Here is a 14,537-nt window from a genome sequence, read left to right on the forward strand (position 1 = left end):
GGGTGTGGGGGGGGGGGGGGGGGGGGTGGTTGTGTTGTGCGGGACTGCGGTCCTGGGGGGCGGCGGCGCGCGGCGCCGGGGCGGCCCCCTGGGGGCCGCCGCCCCGGGGGGGGGGGGGGGCCCGCGCGCCGGGGGCGCGGGGCCCCCCCCGGGGATCAGCCGGTGACGGTCACCCCGGCGAACTCCTCCGCGGTCAGCGGGGACGGGACGAGCCCGTGCACGTTCTCGCCGACCACGATCGCGGGCGGCGAGTGCGACAGCGGCACGGCGGGCAGGTACTCGGCCAGCAGCTTGCGGTTGATCTCCTGGTACCGGCCGTTGCGCTTCGCCTCGTCCGGTTCGCCGTCGGCGGCCCGGAGTTCGGCGGCCAGCGGCTCGCCCCACGGGGATCCCGCGGTGTAGAAGCGGCTCGTGGGCGTGCCGAAGAACGTGCCGATGAAGTTGTCCGGCGTGTTGTAGTCCCCGGTCCAGCCGAGCAGGAAGACGTCGGCGCGGGCGTTGTCCACGTCGTCGATGTAGCCGCCGTTCCACGGCTTGCTCACCGCGTTCACCGTGATGCCGACCTCGCGGAGGTCTTCGGCGAGCGCGTTGTAGATGCCCTGCGGGTCCGGCATGTAGGGCCGGGTCACCTCGGCGGGCCAGTAGAAGGTCAGGGTGAGGTCGGCGGCGCCCGCTTCGGCGAGCAGCTGCCGGGCGCGGTCCGGGTCGTGCGGGTACTGCCGCACGTCGGGCGCCCAGCCATCGACGGTGTCCGGGTAGAACTGGGTGGCGACCTCGGCGCCTTCCGGCAGGTTCGCCCGGACCAGGTTCTCCCGGTCCACCGCGTGCGCCAGCGCCTGGCGCACCCGCAGGTCGCGCAGCTTCGGGTTGTTCTTCTGCGTGATCCCCAGGTACATGATGTTGAACGGGTCGCGGATCTCGACCTGGTTCCCCGCGTCCCGCAACGCCTTCAGGTCGGCGGCGTTCGGCAGGTCGTAGCCGTCGATGCCGCCGGATTCGAGCTCCTGCTTGCGGGTGGTCTCGTCCGGGATGATCCGGAACGTGAGGTCGTGCAGCTTCGCCTTCTCGCCCCAGTACTCGTCGTTGCGCTCCAACCGGATCGCGGCGTTGCCCTGGTCGTAGGAGACGAACCGGAACGGTCCGGTGCCCGTCGGGTGCGACTGCGCGTACTCGGGGTAGGTGAAGCTGTCGCCCACGGCGCGCACGTCGTTCGCCCGGTACCGCTCCATCGCCGCGGGCGACTGCATGCTGAACGCGGGCAGGCCGAGCAGGTCGGGGAACTTCGAGGTGGCGCGGGTGAGGTGCACGGTCGCGGTCGCCGGGTCCGGGCTCTCGCAGGACGCGTACAGCGAGGGCTGCGCGCCGTCGGCGAAGCCGCCGAAGTTCTCGATCCAGTAGTAGGACAGCGCGTTGTTCTGCCCGGCGCCGGTCTGGTGGTACCAGCGCTCGAAGTTCGCGCAGACCGCGCTGCCGTCGAAGTCGGTGCCGTCGTGGAACTTCACGCCCTGCCGGAGGTGGAAGGTCCAGGCCTTGCCGTCGGCGGTGTGCTCCCAGCTCTCGGCGAGCTCCGGTTCGACGTCGGCGGTGCCCGCCTTGAAACCGACGAGCCCTTCCATGATCTGGCGGGTGACGCGGAACGTCTCGCCGTCGGAGGCGTAGAACGGGTCGAACAGGTCGGGAGCCCCCGCGGCGCCGAAGGTGAGGCTGCCGCCCTCACCACCGCCCTCGCCGCGTTGGGACTCGGCACATCCTGCCGCTGCTGCCACGAGCGCGCAGGCGATTCCCGCGATCGCGGCCCGGCGCCGGATGCCGGACGGGTGCGGCCTCGACGGAGCTCTCATCACAGCACCTCGATGTGTCTCAGGTCTCACATTGCGGAGAACACTAGCCCGCGCGGCGCCCCCATTGGAGTAGGTCAGGTTACGATCTCGCTACCTCGACGAATCCGCGCTCGCGAATTTTCCCAACGATCGCCGGGAATTCCGGGAATGCGCAGCACCCGCTCCGACCTGCACGTTCGCCCCGCCAGATCAGTTCTCATTCCCGCACGGACGCGGTTTTCCCGCCGCGGAATTGACCCGGACGGCGCAATCCGGTGCACCGTTCACCGTCGATTCCGGCACGATCTCGCAGCAGCGATTCCCAGTTCGCCCGGCCCGTTTTCCGAGGCCGGGCGAGCGCGATTCCCGCCGAGCGGATCAGCCGGGTGCGCCGGTCGCGGCGGGGCCGATCCGGACGTCGGCGCGGGCGCGGGTGCCGTCGGCGGCGAACCAGTCCCGCTCGAAGCGCTGCCAGCGGCGCAGCTCGCCGCGCGCGCCCTCCCCGTCCCGCGCCACCGCCCGTTCCAGGCGCGCGGCCGGCCCCACCGGCTCCACCCAGACCACAGTGGACAATCGTGGCGCGAGGTCCGCGCGCGCGGCGGAAACCCCTTCCAGCACCAGGACTTCCGGCACCGGAACCGGCACGTGCGCGCCCAGCACCGGGAGCCCGCCCGGCCACTCGGTGCGGCGGTACCCGCCCGGCCGGCCCGCGGCCAGCGGCTCCAGCACGCCCGCGCGCAACCGGGGCCACCACTCGACCGGCTCGTCCCAGGTGGCGAAGTCATCGGTGCGGACCAGGCGGGCGTCGACCCCGCCCAGCCGGGACAGCAGCAGGTCGGCGAACGTGGACTTGCCCGCCCCCGACGGGCCGTCCACCGCCAGCACCCGCACCGGGCCCAGCCGCGCCGGGGCCGCCAGCAGGTGCGCGACCGCCGCGTCGGCGGCCCGCTCGAACTCGTTCACCGCGGCACCTCGACCCGGGGGCGGGACGCCCCGCGCCCCGCCACCCGGTTCACATCGCGCGGCGGCCCGACAGGGCGCGCCCCAACGTCAGCTCGTCCGCGAACTCCAGGTCACCGCCCATCGGCAGGCCCGAGGCCAGCCGCGTCACGTTCAGCCCGGGGAAGTCCCGCAGCATCCGCACCAGGTACGTCGCCGTCGCCTCCCCCTCGGTGTTCGGGTCCGTCGCGATGATCACCTCGGTGATCTCGTCGGTCCCGATGCGGGTCAGCAGCTGGCGCACCCGGAGCTGGTCCGGACCGATGCCCGACAACGGGTCCAGCGCACCGCCGAGCACGTGGTAGCGGCCCTTGAACTCGCGGGTGCGCTCCACCGCGAGGACGTCCTTGGGCTCCTCGACCACGCACACCAGCGCGGTGTCGCGGCGAGCGTCCTGGCAGATCCGGCACTTCTCCTGCTCGGAGACGTTGCCGCAGATCTCGCAGAACATCACGCCTTCCTTGACCTTCTGCAGCACCTCCTGCAACCGGGTCACGTCCGCCGGTTCCGCCGCGAGCAAGTGGAAGGCGAGGCGCTGGGCGCTCTTCGGACCGATGCCGGGCAGCCTGCCCAGCTCGTCGATCAAGTCCTGGACCGGACCTTCGTACACCGTGGACGCTCCGTCACATGCCGGGCAGGCCGAGCCCGCCCAGTCCCTGGCCACCGCCCAGCGCGCCGGTCACCGGGCCCATCTTCTCGGCCTGGAGCTCCTGCGCGGCCCGGTTCGCGTCGCGCACCGCGGCCACCACCAGGTCCGAGAGCGTCTCGGTGTCCTCGGGGTCGGCGGCCTTCGGGTCGATGGTCACGGCCTTGAGCTCGCCGGTGCCGCTGACGACCGCCGTCACCAGCCCGCCGCCCGCGCTGCCGGTCGCTTCCGCGTCGGCGAGTTCCTGCTGCGCGCTCATCAGCTGCTGCTGCATCTGCTGCGCCTGTTCCATGATCTGCTGCATGTTCGGCTGGCCACCCGGTTGCACCGTGGTCCTCCAGAGCTGTTCGCGGTCGCCGCTGGGGTTCGTCGCGTGGCGCTGTCGATCGCGCCCGGCGTTCCGGCTCACCGGCCCGAACCCAGCGTGGGCACGTGCCCGAACGGGCACTCCGCCCAGGGTAGTCGTGCCGGAGCCGCCCCGGCCGCGACCACCCGCCGTGTCGGCCCGCGGGTCAGCTCGGCCGGTGGAAGGTGACGGTGAGGCCGCCGCAGGACGGGCAGTTGCGCATGACGTCGTTGCCCGGTTCCTGGTCCTGCTTCGACCACCCGTACGCGCGCGGGCAGTGCTCGTTGAGGGCGTCGCTGTAGGGCGTCTTCTCGTCGCGGCTCGGGTTCGTGCACAGCTGCGGTTGCCCGTCCTCGCCGCCGGTGAGGTTCTCCGGCGGGCAGTACGGCAGCAGCGGTTCCGCGCAGCCGACCTGCTCGCACTGGTTGGAGTCCGGCGGCGGGTCGGCGTCGTCCGGTTCGATGGTGATCGGCAGCGACACCGCGTTGACGTAGCTGACGTTGTACCAGGGCGCGTCCGGGTCGGCGGGGTCGAAGTTGAACTCCGCCAGCCCGGCCGGTTCCTCACCGGTGGTGCAGGTGTCCGCCTCCGGGCCGCAGTCGCCGATGGCGCAGTGGAAGTCGGCACCCGGTTCGCCGGAGCAGCCCTGGCGGGCGAAGAACTTGCCGCGCCAGTGCCCCGCTTCGCCGGACTCGGGGACGGTGATCGTCGCGGACTCGCCGTCCGCCAGCACCGGCAGGCCGGTGAGCTGCTCCGAGCCGTCCGGGTTGGTGGTGCTGCCGATCCACAGCTGCTCGCCGGAATCGTTGACGAAGGTGACGGTGTGGTCCGGGGTCTCCTGCGCCGTGGCCGAAGCGGCCCCGGTGAGCAGGAGCAGGCCGGTGAGCAGGCACGCTGATGTCCGCATGGGTCCTCTTCCAGCAACGCGGCGGCTGAGCGGTCGCCGATCATCGTAAGACGCCGAGGCCGTCCTGCCGCTGCGGCGAATTTCCCAGGGTCCGGTGGCCCGGTTTCACCCCTGCGGCGGTAGCACTCGACTCCGCCGGGCGGCCGGTCGCGACCAGGCGGACGGCCCAACCCGCGTCGCCCACCGGCCGCAACGATCAAGGTGTTGATCACCTCCTCCCGGCAGGTCCCCGGGGGCGCCGCGCGTGACAAGGTGAGCGCATGGCGGTGGACATGGTGCGGTTGCTGGAACTGGCGAGCTGGCGGGCGTTCGACGTGGACGAGGCGGGACGGGTGCTCGCCGGGTCCGACGAGTCGGGCTCCACCCAGCTCGTGGAGCTCTCCCCCAACGGCGGCGCGACCGCGCTGACCGCCCTGTCCGGCGCGGTCACCGGCCGGTACCTGCCCGGCGAGCGCGCGGCGATCATCCAGCACGACACCGGCGGCAACGAGCGCGGCCAGCTGTCCCTGATGCGCCTGGACCGCCGCCGCACCCGGCCCGCCGAGCTCGACGACCTGCAGCCGCTGGTGCGGGACCCGCGCTACGTGCACCGGCTGCTGGACGTGCTGCCCGGGCGGCTCGTGTACGCCACGAACCGGCGCAACGGCGTCGACTTCGACGTGGTCATCCGCAGCGCGCTCACCGGCGAGGAGATCGTCGTCTACGACGGCGGCGGCATGGTGCAGGAGGCCGCCGCGTCCCCGGACAGCCACTACCTGGCGCTGACGCTGCCCGGCGAGCGGCCGATGTCCGACCAGGTGCTGCTGGTGGACACGATGCCCACCACCGACGGCGGGCGCCTCCGCGTGCTCACCGGACCCGGCGAGCACACCCGCAACACGCACGTCCGCTGGCTGCCCGACGACTCCGGGCTGGTCGTGAGCAGCAACGCCGACCGGGACCGCGTCGGCGTGGCCCGCATCGACCCGCGCACCGGCGACCGCACCTGGCTGGTGACCTCCGAGGAGCACGACCTGCTCGGCTGGCTGGCGCCGGACGGGAACTCGCTGCTGGTGCAGGCGAACGACGACGGCGCGGGCCGGCTGGCGCTGCACGACGCGCGGACCGGGCGGTTGCGGCGCGAGGTCCCGCTGCCCGGCGAAGGCTGGTGCGCGTTCCCGCTGCCCTCCCCCGTGTGGTCCCCCGATTCGCGGCTGGTCGCGCTGTCCTTCAGCGCCCCCGACGTGCCCGGCGACGTGCTGGTCCTCGACGTCGAGCAGGACGACCCGCCGCTGGCGATGACCGGCTCGGCGGCCGCGCTCGCCGGGGAACGCCTGGTCACACCGTCGGTGCACCGGGTTCCCACGCCCGACGGCGAGCAGGTGCCGTGCTTCGCGTACCGGCCCGAGGACCCCACCGGCTCCTCGGTGCTGATCATCCACGGCGGGCCGGAAGGCCAGTCGGTGCGCACCTTCAACCCGATCGTGCAAGCGCTCGCCGCGCAGGGGCACACCGTGCTGGTGCCGAACGTGCGCGGCTCCACCGGCTACGGGAAGCGCTGGTACAGCGCCGACGACGGGCGCAAGCGGCTCGATTCGGTGCGGGACCTCGCGGCGCTGCACGACTGGCTGCCGAGCCTCGGGCTGGACCCGGCGCGGTCGGCGCTGTGGGGCGGCTCGTACGGCGGGTACATGGTGCTGGCCGGGTTGGCGTTCCAGCCGGAGCGGTGGGCCGCCGGGGTGGACATCGTCGGCATCTCCTCGCTGGTGACGTTCCTGGAGAACACCTCGCCGTACCGGCGGGCGCACCGCGAACGCGAGTACGGCTCGCTGGCCGCGGATGCCGAGTTCCTGCGGGAGGCCTCGCCGCTGACGCACGTGGACGCGATCTCGGCGCCGCTGTTCGTGATCCACGGGGCGAACGACCCGCGGGTGCCGCTGTCCGAGGCCGAGCAGCTGGCGACGGCGGTCCGCCGCGGTGGCGTCGAGTGCGAACTGCTCGTGTTCGACGACGAGGGCCACGGCTTGGCGAAGCGCTCCAACCGCCTCGACGCCTACCCGAGGGCGCTGGCGTTCCTCACCCGCCACCTGATCTGACGCGCCGGGTGAACGGCCCACTCGCCCGTTGCGGCCGGGCTGGGGGGCCGTTCACCTGGGGACGTCACTCGTCGATCTTGCGGGCGCCCAGTTCGGCGGTGAACAGCTGCACGGCCTCGTCCTCCCGGTCGCGGCGCGGCATCGCTTCGGCGGCGGACGCCGGGGAGGAGTCCGCGATCATCGACTCCTCGTCCTCCTCGTCCGGCGGCGGCGCCGCGGGCGGCGGGTACGCGTCCTCCGGCGGCGGTTCGTCCTCCGGCGGCGGCTCCGGGGGCGGCGGGATGTCGTCCGAGCGACCCCGGCCGGACGGCGCACCGCGGCGGGCCGGGGCGGGACGGCGCTGGCCGTTGCCGGATTCCGGTGGGCGCTGCTCCTGGTGCTGCGCCGCGCTGGGCCTGCTGTAGGTCGGGGGCGCGGCGGGCTGCGCGGGCTGCTGGGGCGCGGGCTTCGCGGCCCCGGCGGGACGCTGCGGCGGCGGGGCGGCACCGGCTTCCACGCAGCGCACGTCGTAGTCGGTCCCCGCGCCGAGCACCTCGGCCATCGCCTCGCGCACGAAGTCGATGCGCCGCTGCTGCGCGAACTGCTTCACCAGCCCGGAGGTGGGCATGGTCAGCACCAGCGTGCCGTCGGCGTAGTCGTGCACCGTCGCGTTGAGCAGCAGCGCCTGGGTGGGCCGGTTGCGCTGGGCGACGGCGCGCAGCAGGTCGGTCCACACCCGGCGCACGTCGGCGGCGCCGAAGCCCGCGGAGTGCGCGGCGCCCGGGTCGGCGACCGCGGGTTCGGACGGTTCGGACTGCGCGGGCTGCGGAGCCGGAGCGGCGGCCGGGCGGCCCTGCTGGGGTTCGGGCTGCTGCGGCGCCTGCTGGGGTTCGGGCTGCTGCGGCGCCGCCTGCTGGGGTTCGGACTGCTGCGGTTCGGGCTGCCGGGACTCGGGCCGCGGCGCCGGTTCCGCTTCCGGCGCGGCCGGCGCTGCCGCCTGCGGAGCCGGGGCTTGCGGCGCCGGGGCCTGCGGCGCCGGGGCCTGCGGCGCCGGGGCTTGCGGAGCCGGGGCCTGCGGTTCGGCCGCGGTCTGCCGGTCGCTGGGCCGCTGGAACACCCGCTTGCCGGCGGACGCGTCCCCGGCGGGAGCGGCTGCGGCCGGGCCGGTGGCCGCGGCGGGAGCGGCGGAACCGTCGGCAGCCGCGGGCGGCGCCAGCGTCATCCGCCGCTCGACCTGCTCGACGCGCTGCAGCAGCGCGCCCTCCGACTCGGACGCGGCCGGGAGCATCATCCGGGCGCACAGCAGTTCCAGCAGCAGCCGCGGCGCGGTGGCCCCGCGCATGTCCTGCAGCCCGGTGTGCACGATCTCGGCGAACCGGGACAGCGTCGCGGCGCCGAGCTGTTCGCTCTGCGTCTGCATCTTGGTGAGCTCGTCACCCGCCGCGTCGATGAGCCCGCGGCCGCCCGCGTCGGGCACCGCGTGCAGCAGCACCAGGTCGCGGAGCCGGTCGAGGAGGTCGGCGGCGAAGCGGCGCGGATCGTGCCCGGCTTCGACGAGCTTGTCGACCGTGCCGTACACCGAGGCGCCGTCCCCGGCGGCGAGCGCGTCCACCATGTCGTCGATGAGCGCCACGTCGGTGACGCCGAGCAGCGCCACCGCCCGCTCGTAGGTGACGCCCTCGTCCCCGGCCCCGGCGAGCAGCTGGTCGAGCACGCTGAGCGTGTCGCGCGCCGAGCCGCCGCCCGCGCGGATCACCAGCGGGTACACGGCCGGTTCGACCCGCACGCCTTCGTCGCCGCAGATGCGTTCGAGCAGTTCGCGCATCACCCCGGGCGGCATCAGCCGGAACGGGTAGTGGTGCGTCCGGGACCGGATGGTGGTGAGCACCTTGTCCGGTTCGGTGGTGGCGAACACGAAGATGAGGTGTTCGGGCGGCTCTTCGACGATCTTCAGCAGGGCGTTGAAGCCCTGCGTGGTCACCATGTGCGCTTCGTCGATGATGAAGATGCGGTACCGCGATTGGGCGGGCGCGAAGAAGGCCCGGTCGCGGAGTTCGCGGGTGTCGTCGACGCCACCGTGGCTGGCCGCGTCGAGTTCGACGACGTCGACGCTGCCGGAGCCCTCCGGGGCGAGCGCCACGCACGAGTCGCATTCCCCGCAGGGGTCCGGCGTCGGCCCCTGCGCGCAGTTCAGCGAGCGGGCGAGGATGCGCGCGCTGGACGTCTTGCCGCAGCCGCGCGGCCCGGAGAACAGGTACGCGTGGTTGATGCGCTGCGCCGACAGCGCGGTGCGCAGCGGTTCGGTGACGTGCTCTTGGCCGACGACCTCAGCGAAGGTCGCCGGACGGTACTTGCGGTAGAGGGCGAGCGCCACGGTCGGAACCCTACGCGGTGGCACCGACGCCCCGGATCGGGACGTGGGGGTGCGGGCGGCCGGGGAAAAGTAAGCGGGACCCCGTGCACCCGCCAGAGCCCGCTTACCCTTGCTGCCTTCCGGCCCTGGGGGAGTTCACAGGATGGACGCCGCACGGAGTCCCACCAAGAGTCTAGCGCGTACCTCGGCGGGCTTCGAACCCCCTCCGGGCCCCGTTCGGTGCGAGCCGCGCCACCTGGGCCGGTCGTCGCCTGATTCGGCCGTTTCGGGCATGATCTGCTGCATGTCTCTGCGGATCTCTTTTGCCGGTCGCCGGGCGCTCGTGCTCGGCAGTGCGGTCGCGGCTCTCGCGCTGACCGCGTGCACGCCCCCTGGTGAACCGTCCACCCAGCCGCCCGGTCCGGGCACGCCGCCGCCTCCGGCGGTGCAGGAGCAGCAGAGCGGTGGTGGCGGGCAGACGTTCGAGGGCACGCTGGCGCAGCCCGGCGGCCAGGGCGGCGCGTTCACCTACAACCCGCAGCTGGCCCCGGCGGGCGCGCAGGTGAAGGCCACCGTCGACGGCTCCGAGCAGTCCACGGTGGTGACGTTCACCGTCACGGGCCTGCAGCCGAACCGCGGGTACGCGGCGCACGCGCACGTGAACGCGTGCGGGCCGACGGGCGACGCGGCGGGTCCGCACTTCCAGAACCAGCAGGATCCGGCGGCCGGGCCGGGCAACCCGTCCTCGGACCCGGCGTACGCGAACCCGCAGAACGAGATCTGGCTGGACCTGCAGACGGACGCGCAGGGCGCGGGCAGCTCCACGGCGACGGTCCCGTTCGGGATCACCGGCGAGCGCGCCCCGAAGTCGATCGTGGTGCACGAGGAGTCGAACACGAACACCGGCGCTGGCCAGGCCGGCACCGCGGGTGGCCGTGCCGCCTGCCTGAACATCCAGTCCTGAGACCGGAGGCCGGTCGGTGCGGGGGCACTCGCGCCGACCGGCCCGGACGGCCCGGCGCCGTCGGGGTAGGTCACGCCGGGCCTGCTCATCGGCCGCTCCCGAGAGGGGGCGGCTCTTCGTTTTTCAGCGGCCGTTCCCATCGGTCGTGCTGAGCGGTCGTGCTGAGCGGTCGTGCTGAGTTCCCGCTCTCAGCCGCCCCGCTCAACGGCCGTTCTCAGCCGCCGCTCTCAGCGGTCCTCCGCAGCCGGTCCCGCTCCGCGCGGAGCCACCGCCGCGCCTCGACGCGCAGGTCGCGGTCGTCGACCCAGTCGCGGCCTACCCGCACGGTGTCCACCAGCGCCTCGTCACCGTGCGAGCCGCGCACGTCCCCGCGGTGCACCGTGATCACCCCGGATCCGCGTCCCCAGCGGAACGTGTGGCCACCGCCCACCGGTTCGTAGCACCAGGTCATCGGCAGGAACGACTTCGGCCTCACGACCGCAGGCCGAAGATCCAGCCGACTTCGCGGCAGCGCAGCGGGGCCTTCGGCGCACCGGGGGCGCCGTGCGCGGGCAGGGCGAGCAGTTCGGCGACGACGTCGGCGACGCTCCCCCGCCGGTGCCAGATCGCGTGCGGCACCGGGTTTTCGAGGTCGTCCACCCGGAAGCGGGCGGCCAACGCGTCCTGCTCGGCGCGGACCAGGTAGACGTCCATCGCACCCGCGCGGACCCGGAAGCCCTGCACGGCGTCGATCTCCGCGAGCGACGGCAGGTACCGGAACCGGAACCCGGCGCGCACGGTCGCCGCGATCACCCCCAGGTGCGAGCCGAACCGAGCCTCCATGACGTTCATCGGCCACCTCCTCGTGAATCGATCAACCTCGGAATTTCATGAAAACTACAACCTGCAATTGAAGGTTCTTATGCCTAGGAAGAGTGATCTTGCGGAGGCGAGGCGGCTGGACAAGGCACCATGCCCGAGGACGCTTCGACGAGAAGGAACGATGGTGGCGACGCAGCAGAACCCGGCCATTCGACGTGTGCAGCTCGGGTTGCTCCTCCGAGAGCTCCGCGACCGCAGCGGCGTGCAATCCGGTGCGGTCGCGAAGGAACTGGACTGGTACCCGGGCAAGCTGACGCGGGTCGAGAAGGGCGAGCTCACCGTGGCCGCCGCCGAGATCAACGTGATCCTCGGGCTCTGCGGGGTCCCGGACGGCCCGGAAGCCGACAAGATCCGCGCACTCGCCTCCGAAGCGAGGAAGCGGGACCGGCCGAGCCGCATCCCGGACTGGGCCAGGACTTACGCGGGCATGGAAGCGCTCGCGTCGGAGATCAAGGTGCACAACGGTGACCTGATCCCCGGCTTCATGCAGACCACCGACTACGCCCGAGCGTTGCTCGCGACATCACTGGTCACCGCGGAGTCCACCGCGCATCGGCGAGCAGACGAGCGCTTTCAGCGCGGGACCAGAATCGTGCAGGACGACGGTCGCCCTATCACCACGATCCTCGGCGAGGGGTCGCTCAACTACGAGGTCGGCGGCCGAGAAACTCTCCGCGCCCAGCTGGAACGCCTCAGAGAGCTCGCCGACCTCGACCACGTCGAGATTCAGGTTCTGCCTTACTCCACCGGAGAGCACGCAGCCCTCGGAACTCCGTTCACAATCCTGCACTTGGATGATCCGCACGCGACCTACGTCTACGTCGAGGGCTTGACGGACGCCGATTATCTGGAGAAACCTGCTCACACGTCCGTGTACGTGCAGGCGTTCGACAAGTTGAGGGAAGTCGCACTTAACCGCCGTGAGTCAGCACGCCGACTGGACGACCGGATACGGGATCTTCGCTAGGAGCAGCATGCAGGCCAGTGACTTCGGATCGTCAGTTGCGTGGCGAAAGTCCCTCTACAGCAGTGGAAACCACAACTGCGTCGAAGTCGCCACCGTCGCCGCAGGTACCGGTATCCGGGATTCCAAGCTCGGTGCTGCGGGCCCGGTCCTCGCGTTCGGGCACGGCGCGTTCGACGACTTCCTCGCCGCGATCAAGGACGAGCGGTTCGGATGACCCCCGTCCGGGGCTAGGCCGCACAGCTCGCACTCCGGTACACACGGGCATGAACATCGACATGCCGACACATGACCTCGCACCAGACACCTGGCGGAAATCCAGCTATAGCAACGGCAGCGGCGGTGTCTGCGTCGAAGTAGCCATCGTGAACGCGGGCACCGGCATCCGGGACTCCAAGCTCGGCGCCGCCAGCCCGGTGCTCACGTTCGGGCACGACGCGTTCGACGACTTCCTCGCCGCGATCAAGGGCGGGCGGTTCGGGCGGTAGCCGGCGGATGGTCGAATCGGCGCCGCGCTCGATCCGGTGCGATCTCGCGAGCACCTGCTTCGCGAAGCGGATACCTACGTGTAGTCGAAGGGAACCTGCCGATGGATGCGGTCACGTTCGTGAACTGGCGAAAGTCCTCGCGGAGCTCGGGAAATCCGCAGCAGTGCGTCGAAGTCGGCTCGGCACCGGCACTGCGCGGCATCCGGGACTCCAAGCTCGGCGCCGATAGCCCGATCCTCGCGTTCGAGCACGGCGCGTTCGACGACTTCCTCGGCGCGATCAAGGGCGGACGGTTCGGGCGGTAACGGGGCGGGTGGTCAACGCGCTCAACGGGACGAGCACACCGACCCGAGGAGCCGACCATGCGCATGATCTTCGTGAACCTGCCGGTCGAGGACGTCCGGAAGTCGCGGGCGTTCTTCACCGAGCTCGGGTTCGAGTTCGACGACGAGCACTCCGACGAGAGGACCGCCTGCCTCGTGCTGGAGCGGAACATCTTCGCGATGCTGCTGGAGCACGACCGGTTCCGGGACTTCATCAACGGCGACCTCGCCGACCCGGCCGACACCGAAGTCCTCAACTGCATCACCGTCGACACCCGCGAGGAGGTCGACGCCCTCGTCGCGAAGGCCATCGCGGCGGGTGGCGAGGCGTGGAAGCCGAGCTCCGAGATGGGGCCGATGTACGGCGGCAGCTTCCGCGACCCCGACGGGCACGTGTGGGAACTGATGCATCCCGGCGGCTGATCGGTGCGCTGCGAGCGGAATCCGACCGCACCCCGGTGATCCGTGGCTAGGGTCCAACCCAGCCGACGGACGGAGGAACCATGCCGCTCGAAGTGGACCCCGAGCTGAAACCGCTGCTGGACGCGTACTTCGCGAGCCGCCCCGCCCCCGAGGCACCCGGGGACGCGCTCGCCATCCGGCGCAGCATCGAGACCGCGCTGGCCGCCGCACCCACCGAACTCCCGGCCGGGGTCCGCAGCACCGAACGCACCGCGATCGGCTTCGACGGCGCGGAGATCGGGCTCTGGTGGCTCACCGCGGGCGACGAGCGCCCCGGCTCGGCGGTGGTGTGGCTGCACGGCGGCGGCATGATCTTCGGCGACGCGCGGCCGTGCCTGCCGAACGCGGCCGGGCTCGTCGCGGCCACCGGGGTGCCGGTGCTGGTCGTGGACTACCGGTGCGCGCCGGAACATCCGCACCCCGCGCCCGTCGAAGACGCCTGGACCGGCCTCGCCTGGCTGCACGAGCACGCCGCCGAGCTCGGCGTGGACCCGGCGCGCATCGCGATCATGGGTGAGAGCGCGGGCGGTGGCCTCGCCGCCGGGGCCGCGCTGCTGGCGCGGGAGCGCGGCACGCGACTCGCCCGGCAGATCCTGATCTACCCGATGCTCGACGACCGCACCACCGAACCCGATCCGGAGCTGGTGGCGCTGGCGACCTGGTCCTACGAGCGGAACGCCACCGGGTGGGGCGCGCTGCTCGGCGAGCTCGCGGGCGGCCCGGACGTGCCGGCGACCGCGGCACCCGCCCGCGCCACCGACCTGCGGGGGCTTCCCCCGGCGTACGTGGAGGTCGGGGACCTGGACATCTTCCGGGACGAGGACGTCGAATACGCGCGCAGGCTGTCGTTGGCCGGAGTCCCGGTCGAGCTGCACGTCCGCCCGGGCTGCCCGCACGCGTTCGAGAGCGCCGTCCCGGATTCCGACGTGGCGCGGCGCGCCCGCCAGGACCGCGCCCGGGTCCTCCGCGCCCTCTGATCGCCGCAGCGCACCGGCCGCGCCGCTCGGGTGAACCGCCCGTTCGCCCGATCCGCCGGTCCGGCAGGCCGTTCACCTGGGCCGTTCGGGGGTGCCGGACCGGTCGGCGCGGAGGGGACCCCGGCGCGGAGTGATCATCGTCCTCCCGTACACTTCCGCGTGGAGGATTGGCCGAGCGGCCTAAGGCGCACGATTGGAAATCGTGTTGGGTTAATAGCCCTCACGGGTTCGAATCCCGTATCCTCCGCCAGCCGGAAGGGGGGGGGGGGGGGGGGGGGGGGGGGGGGGGGGGGGGGGGGGGGGGCGGGGGGCGGGGGGGGGGGGGGGGGGGGGGGGGGGGGGGGGGGGGGGGGCGGCGGGGCGCCCCCCGCCG

The 14,537-nt window shown here is 72.7% G+C and carries 16 protein-coding genes, 1 tRNA gene and 1 other RNA gene; 9 read left to right on the forward strand and 9 right to left on the reverse strand.

Translation table 11 applies throughout. The features are described from left to right. Positions 1–155: 155 nt before the first annotated feature. From LCD35_RS07750 to LCD35_RS07770, 5 genes are all read right to left on the reverse strand, one after another. Positions 156–1,841 carry an ABC transporter substrate-binding protein gene (locus tag LCD35_RS07750; protein WP_224957106.1) on the reverse strand — a complete coding sequence of 562 codons (1,686 nt, stop codon included), beginning with the start codon at positions 1,839–1,841 and terminating at the stop codon, positions 156–158. 357 nt (positions 1,842–2,198) lie between these two features. Beyond that, the gene (locus LCD35_RS07755) at positions 2,199–2,783 is read right to left on the reverse strand and encodes a uridine kinase (protein ID WP_224957107.1); all 585 of its coding nucleotides are present in this window, start codon (positions 2,781–2,783) and stop codon (positions 2,199–2,201) included. A 49-nt stretch (positions 2,784–2,832) separates the two neighbouring features. Further along, positions 2,833–3,429, reverse strand: coding sequence for a recombination mediator RecR (gene recR, locus LCD35_RS07760; RefSeq protein ID WP_224957109.1), 597 nt, complete (start codon positions 3,427–3,429; stop codon positions 2,833–2,835). A 13-nt stretch (positions 3,430–3,442) separates the two neighbouring features. Next, positions 3,443–3,769 carry a YbaB/EbfC family nucleoid-associated protein gene (locus LCD35_RS07765; protein ID WP_224957125.1) on the reverse strand — a complete coding sequence of 109 codons (327 nt, stop codon included), beginning with the start codon at positions 3,767–3,769 and terminating at the stop codon, positions 3,443–3,445. Positions 3,770–3,977: 208 nt separating this feature from the next. Next, positions 3,978–4,718 (reverse strand): thaumatin family protein, encoded by a 741-nt coding sequence (locus LCD35_RS07770; protein WP_224957111.1) that lies wholly within the window; start codon positions 4,716–4,718, stop codon positions 3,978–3,980. Positions 4,719–4,978: 260 nt separating this feature from the next. On the opposite strand from LCD35_RS07770, the gene LCD35_RS07775 reads away from it, so the two are divergent. Continuing rightward, complete coding sequence (locus LCD35_RS07775; RefSeq protein WP_224957113.1) at positions 4,979–6,793, forward strand: S9 family peptidase; 1,815 nt, start codon at positions 4,979–4,981, stop codon at positions 6,791–6,793. 64 nt (positions 6,794–6,857) lie between these two features. Here LCD35_RS07775 and LCD35_RS07780 read toward each other — a convergent pair whose 3' ends face one another. Together LCD35_RS07780 and ffs are read right to left on the reverse strand one after the other, a co-directional pair. Continuing rightward, positions 6,858–9,146 carry a DNA polymerase III subunit gamma and tau gene (locus LCD35_RS07780; protein WP_225043965.1) on the reverse strand — a complete coding sequence of 763 codons (2,289 nt, stop codon included), beginning with the start codon at positions 9,144–9,146 and terminating at the stop codon, positions 6,858–6,860. 69 nt (positions 9,147–9,215) lie between these two features. Continuing rightward, positions 9,216–9,312: signal recognition particle sRNA small type (gene ffs, locus LCD35_RS07785), an RNA gene on the reverse strand. A 117-nt stretch (positions 9,313–9,429) separates the two neighbouring features. Between ffs and LCD35_RS07790 the strand changes: the two genes are divergently transcribed. Continuing rightward, positions 9,430–10,089, forward strand: a complete 660-nt coding sequence (locus LCD35_RS07790) for a superoxide dismutase family protein (RefSeq protein WP_224957115.1) — start codon at positions 9,430–9,432, stop codon at positions 10,087–10,089. 214 nt (positions 10,090–10,303) lie between these two features. Here LCD35_RS07790 and LCD35_RS07795 read toward each other — a convergent pair whose 3' ends face one another. Further along, positions 10,304–10,564: a hypothetical protein gene (locus LCD35_RS07795; RefSeq protein ID WP_225043966.1), complete on the reverse strand. Its 261-nt coding sequence runs from the start codon at positions 10,562–10,564 to the stop codon at positions 10,304–10,306. Beyond that, on the reverse strand, positions 10,561–10,920 hold the full coding sequence (locus LCD35_RS07800) for a hypothetical protein (RefSeq protein ID WP_224977786.1): 360 nt from the start codon (positions 10,918–10,920) through the stop codon (positions 10,561–10,563). Before LCD35_RS07800 ends, LCD35_RS07795 begins: the two co-directional genes overlap by 4 nt. 151 nt (positions 10,921–11,071) lie before the next feature. On the opposite strand from LCD35_RS07800, the gene LCD35_RS07805 reads away from it, so the two are divergent. The 7 genes from LCD35_RS07805 (at position 11,072) to LCD35_RS07835 (ending at position 14,414) form a co-directional block, all read left to right on the forward strand. Next, positions 11,072–11,917: a helix-turn-helix transcriptional regulator gene (locus tag LCD35_RS07805; protein WP_224967318.1), complete on the forward strand. Its 846-nt coding sequence runs from the start codon at positions 11,072–11,074 to the stop codon at positions 11,915–11,917. A 7-nt stretch (positions 11,918–11,924) separates the two neighbouring features. Further along, positions 11,925–12,131 carry a DUF397 domain-containing protein gene (locus LCD35_RS07810; protein WP_224977787.1) on the forward strand — a complete coding sequence of 69 codons (207 nt, stop codon included), beginning with the start codon at positions 11,925–11,927 and terminating at the stop codon, positions 12,129–12,131. Between the two features lie 61 nt (positions 12,132–12,192). Then, positions 12,193–12,402, forward strand: a complete 210-nt coding sequence (locus tag LCD35_RS07815; protein WP_225043967.1) for a DUF397 domain-containing protein — start codon at positions 12,193–12,195, stop codon at positions 12,400–12,402. Positions 12,403–12,503: 101 nt separating this feature from the next. Continuing rightward, a complete protein-coding gene (locus LCD35_RS07820) occupies positions 12,504–12,707 on the forward strand; it encodes a DUF397 domain-containing protein (RefSeq protein WP_225043968.1) in 204 nt (67 codons plus the stop codon). 57 nt (positions 12,708–12,764) lie between these two features. Then, on the forward strand, positions 12,765–13,148 hold the full coding sequence (locus LCD35_RS07825; protein WP_225043969.1) for a VOC family protein: 384 nt from the start codon (positions 12,765–12,767) through the stop codon (positions 13,146–13,148). An 80-nt stretch (positions 13,149–13,228) separates the two neighbouring features. Continuing rightward, a complete protein-coding gene (locus LCD35_RS07830) occupies positions 13,229–14,164 on the forward strand; it encodes an alpha/beta hydrolase (protein WP_225043970.1) in 936 nt (311 codons plus the stop codon). A 161-nt stretch (positions 14,165–14,325) separates the two neighbouring features. Then, positions 14,326–14,414, forward strand: a tRNA-Ser gene (locus tag LCD35_RS07835). The last annotated feature ends 123 nt before the right edge of the window (positions 14,415–14,537 follow it).

The organism is Saccharopolyspora sp. 6V, from assembly GCF_020176785.1.
Classification (GTDB): Bacteria; Actinomycetota; Actinomycetes; order Mycobacteriales; family Pseudonocardiaceae; genus Saccharopolyspora_C; species Saccharopolyspora_C gregorii.